The 4,467-nt window shown below is 37.6% G+C and carries 3 protein-coding genes and 2 pseudogenes; 1 reads left to right on the forward strand and 4 read right to left on the reverse strand.

All coding sequences use genetic code 11. From position 1 onward, the window contains the following. From ACFIKN_RS03210 to ACFIKN_RS03220, 3 genes and pseudogenes are all read right to left on the reverse strand, one after another. Positions 1–528 (reverse strand): annotated as a pseudogene (locus ACFIKN_RS03210) (hemagglutinin repeat-containing protein); the annotation flags it as partial. Positions 529–1,103: 575 nt separating this feature from the next. Further along, a complete protein-coding gene (locus ACFIKN_RS03215) occupies positions 1,104–1,985 on the reverse strand; it encodes an outer membrane protein (RefSeq protein ID WP_375657905.1) in 882 nt (293 codons plus the stop codon). A 182-nt stretch (positions 1,986–2,167) separates the two neighbouring features. Next, positions 2,168–2,933, reverse strand: a pseudogene (locus ACFIKN_RS03220) (outer membrane protein). Between ACFIKN_RS03220 and ACFIKN_RS03225 the strand changes: the two are divergent. Beyond that, entirely contained in the window at positions 2,863–3,033 is a 171-nt protein-coding gene (locus ACFIKN_RS03225; RefSeq protein WP_273790651.1) for a hypothetical protein, read from the forward strand. The pseudogene ACFIKN_RS03220 and the gene ACFIKN_RS03225 overlap by 71 nt on opposite strands. A 292-nt stretch (positions 3,034–3,325) precedes the next feature. Here the strand turns inward: ACFIKN_RS03225 and ACFIKN_RS03230 are convergent, their stop codons facing one another. Then, positions 3,326–4,162, reverse strand: coding sequence for a porin (locus tag ACFIKN_RS03230; protein ID WP_375657906.1), 837 nt, complete (start codon positions 4,160–4,162; stop codon positions 3,326–3,328). Positions 4,163–4,467: the final 305 nt, after the last annotated feature.

The raw sequence follows: 4,467 nt of genomic DNA on the forward strand, positions 1-4,467 counted from the left end.
ATGTAAGCTATCCTCTGCATTATTGATGAGAATATCGTTGCTGGCTTTCAGCCCCACCTTGCCATCAGCCGCAATGGAACTGCCTGTGATGCTAAGATCATGCGGTTTGCCATCCTGCCCTGCAATGACAGTGGTATCACCTCCCGATTTTATCGAAGATCCAACGGCATGAGAGGCTTGCATGTCCACTTTCGTGTTTTTGGTGCGAAGATGATACTCCATCTCATCGTTTCTTACCCCTATTGTTACCTCCCCTTGGGCGCCAAGTCCAACATTGCCCTTGGCATCTATATCGGAAGCAGCAATATGGATATCGCCACCCGATAGAACAGTGGTCTCTTTTCCAGAACTTAAATGAGAGCCATTGTGTAAAGCAACATGAGATGTTTCACTCCCACTCTGATTGTCCATACTGTTGCGTGTGGCATCAATCGAAACATTCCTCTCAGCTTGTAAGGAAAGTTTATCCGTTGCTTGAACATCAGAGCCTAAAATATTCAAATCTTGTCCAGAGAGAAGTGGGCTTGATGTACTTTGAAAAATATTTATTTAAAACAAATGTGTGAATACACAACAACAAGTGTATTCCGTTTAGGGCGTTCTGTTTTGCATGAGGAGTATGATCCCATTAAGAAATGCAATAAACAAAAACGTAAAGCTAAATTAAAAGAAGATGATAAAGTTGGAAACTAGTTTTTCTCTTTGTAACTTTATATTCTTCCCCAATGAGGCTGTATTCCCGTTTCAGAACTTACTCTAACAGATATATGTAGTATGCTCGCTCTAATCTAGCATATAAAAGTAGACTAAAGTTCGCCACTGGTTATGATATTGTCCTATTTCTGAGATTAATTAAATACTTTTCACTTAAGTGTAAAATGATAGCCGTAATATAAGATTTTATGTAATAAGTAGTTATAAAATCGCTGCATAATACTAATTCGCCTTTTATAATATAAAACTTTTTTAAGCCTTATAATACAAAATGATACCAATAAAAAATAAAAGAGATTAAGAGAAATAAAATAGAGAGCTAATAAAATAAAGGCCCCGTTAAACGAGGCCTTAGTATTTTTTGTGCTAATAATTTCATTTTTACGAAATTAGAATTTGTAAGCGACACCTACACGGAAGTCATTGGTTTTGTAGTTGAATTCACGTGTATCGTTGGCGAATTTCTTTTTACCAAAATCGGAGTAACGGTATTCTGCACGTAAAAGAACGTTGTCGGTCATTGCAAAGTCAACACCGCCGCCAATAGTGAAACCAACCATTGTCTTCGTGTCATCAGCCCAAGTACCACCAGTCAAATCTACATTTTTCTTAATTGATGGGTTTTCAACCACATCAGCTTTCTGTTCAACTTTAACTCTCTCTCCTTTTCCTGTAACTGATTGAATACCCTGTACCTGCGCATAGGCAATACCACCAGCAACATAAGGCATAATACGGTCAACAGCAGCAAAACCGATACGAACGCGTGTAGCACCAGACCATTTTTCTTTGTAACTGTGCTTTTCCGTTACCTTGTCACCTATTTCAAACCGTTGCTGATCTTTTAATTCAACCTTAGCTTTTTCAAGGGCATTATTAAAAAATGCCACATCTTCTTTAGTAAGAGTCAATTCACGGGCTGTTTTTGATTCTTCACGGTCTGCCCAAACTGCATCGGTTTCAACACCGAGAATGAGACCATTTCCAAGGTCTACGTTAGATCCGGCATAAATCCCACCCATGAAACCAGAAGGACTAGGTGTGTTATCTTTTTTGACAAGTTCTTTATCTTCTCCTGGAATAGTTACTTTAGTTTTACTCGAAAAGTTACCAACTTGACCACCAAGATAAAAGCCTGTCCAAGAAAACGAAGGGGCTGCTGCGATAACTGCTGGGGCTGTTTCACGAGGGATCACCACGTCAGCAGCTTGTGCTGCAGAAGCTGAAATTAAAGCGGCAATAGAAGTTGCTATTAAAGATTTTGTATTCATAATTTTGCTCCTAAATTAACTATAAAATGACCTTACAAGATTATAGATAGAAAAGCTGTAGTAAAAATGTCACAGTCGTACAAATAAAAGCCCAGAAAACAGCGCTTTTGTAAAAGTCAATATCTTTTGGAAATTTAATTTTTTATTAATACTTTTTATTCATAATTGCACTTTTGATGAAATTAGAACTTGTAAGCGATACCTACGTGAAAGTCATTGGTTGTGTAGCCTAGTTTAAGGTAATACTTTTTATATTCCTTCTTACCAAAGTCTGAGTAACGGTACTCCGCACGAAGCAGAACATGATCTGTCATCGCGAAATCTATACCACCACCAAGGGTGAAACCCTCCATCGTTTTTATTTTATCAAATACTGTAGCAGAAACTTCTTTACTTGGCTTACCCATTTGCCAATTTTGTTTGTTCCTGAAACTTTACCAACAGCCACATAAGGCATAATACTGTCAGCGACGGAAAAACCAACACGAACCCGTGTTGCACCAGACCATTTTCTTTGAAACCAATGCAATACACTGCTGTGTCACCCTTTTGAAACTTTTCATTTTCATCCAATGTGACACCAGCATCTTTAAATTCATCATTAAAATCATCAAATTCATCAATCGCAAGAATCCCTGAGACCGTCTTCGTCTCTCCTCAGTCTGCCCAGACTGCATCGGTTTCAACATTTAGGACATTTCTAAGATCTACGTTGGAACCTAAAATAAATACCACCTATGAAACCTGAAGGCTTAGGTAGTGCATCTTTATCTGAAGTTTTTTTCTTTTGTCTCTAAATCAAATACATAAACTTTGACTTGAAAAGTTGCCAACTTGACCACCAAGATAAAAACCTGTCTAAGAAAACGAAAGAGCTATGATAACTGTTGGAGCTTTTTTACGAGGAATGACAATATCAGCAGCTTGTGCCGCAGAAGCTGTAGTCATAGCGATAACAAAAGTTGTTACTGAAGATTTTATATTCGTAAACTTTGCTCCTCATTTATTTACGAGCACAGTATTATACGACTACAAAAAAACACTGTAGTAAAATGATACAATCATAGGAAACGAAAGCTGACGCAAGATAAAGTCATTTCATAACTTCACGTTTCACAAGAAATTGTAAGTTATGAATACGTATAATTCATTGATTTTACCGCGTAATTATTGCCTGTCGTTTATAAAAATCTTTTTAAGGAAATCTGAATAATATCTTTTACACCGCCAATAAATATGGAGTGTGTAATAATATAACAATAGAAAAATAACAGAGGCTCCGTCTTTAACAGAGCCTCATGACAATTTATTTTATCTTCATCATTTCGTTGTTGACGAAATTAGAATTTGTATGCAACACCTACACGGAAATCATTGGTTTTGTAAGCTATTTTATCCCCGTCCTTTACAAATGCTTTTTTACCAAAGTCTGAGTAACGGTATTCTGCACGCAACAGAACATTGTCTGTCATTGCAAAGTCAATACCACCACCTACAGTGAAACCAACCATCGTTTTCGTTTCATCAAACACTTTAGCAGAAGCGATTTCGGCACCATCAGCTCCTTCCGCCTTAAGAGAATCGACTATCTGGAGCTGCGTATAAGCAATACCACCAGCAACATAAGGCATAATGCGATCAACGGCTGCAAAACCAACACGAACGCGTGTAGCACCAGACCATTTTTCTTTTATAGAGGTGCTATCTACACGTTTGTCAGTCGCCACGATACCAGCAATATTTTTTCCTGTAGCAGGTGTAGCTTTCGCTGCTATAAGCTCATCTTTGAAAGCATCAAGGCCAATTGCTCCAATGACTGCTGAATGCGCTTTTGAATCTTCGCGGTCAGCCCAGACGGCATCAGTTTCAACACCTAGAATGAGGCCATTTCCAAGATCCACGTTAGAACCTACATAAATACCCCCCATGAAACCGGAAGGCTTAGGTGTCCAGTCTTTATCTGTAATTTTCTTTTTTGTTTCTGAATCATATTCATCAACTTTACCTGAAAAGTTACCAACTTGACCACCGATATAAAAGCCTGTCCAAGAAAATGAAGGGGCTGCTGCGATGACTGCTGGGGCTGTTTCATGAGGGATGACAACATCAGCAGCTTGTGCTGCAGAAGCTGCCGCTATAGCGATAACAGAAGTTGTTACTAAAGATTTTATATTCATAAACTTTGCTCCTAATTTATTTATGAGCACAGTGCTACAAGATTACAGAAAGAAAAGCTGTAGTAAAAATGATACAGTCACAGAAAATGGAGGGCACATCCCAGACAAAATTGCTTCATAACTTGATTTTGTACGAGAAACCTAAAGATATATATATATATATATTATTGATTTTTAAATGTAATTCTTGTTTGTTGTCTATGAATTTTTTTAAGAAAATCTGAATAATATCTTTTCACATCCACAATAAATTATGTATTGTGTGATAATATAGCAACAAAGAATAACAGAGGCTCTGTCTTTGA

This window comes from Bartonella sp. CL436QHHD (assembly GCF_042195105.1).
Taxonomy (GTDB): domain Bacteria; phylum Pseudomonadota; class Alphaproteobacteria; order Rhizobiales; family Rhizobiaceae; genus Bartonella.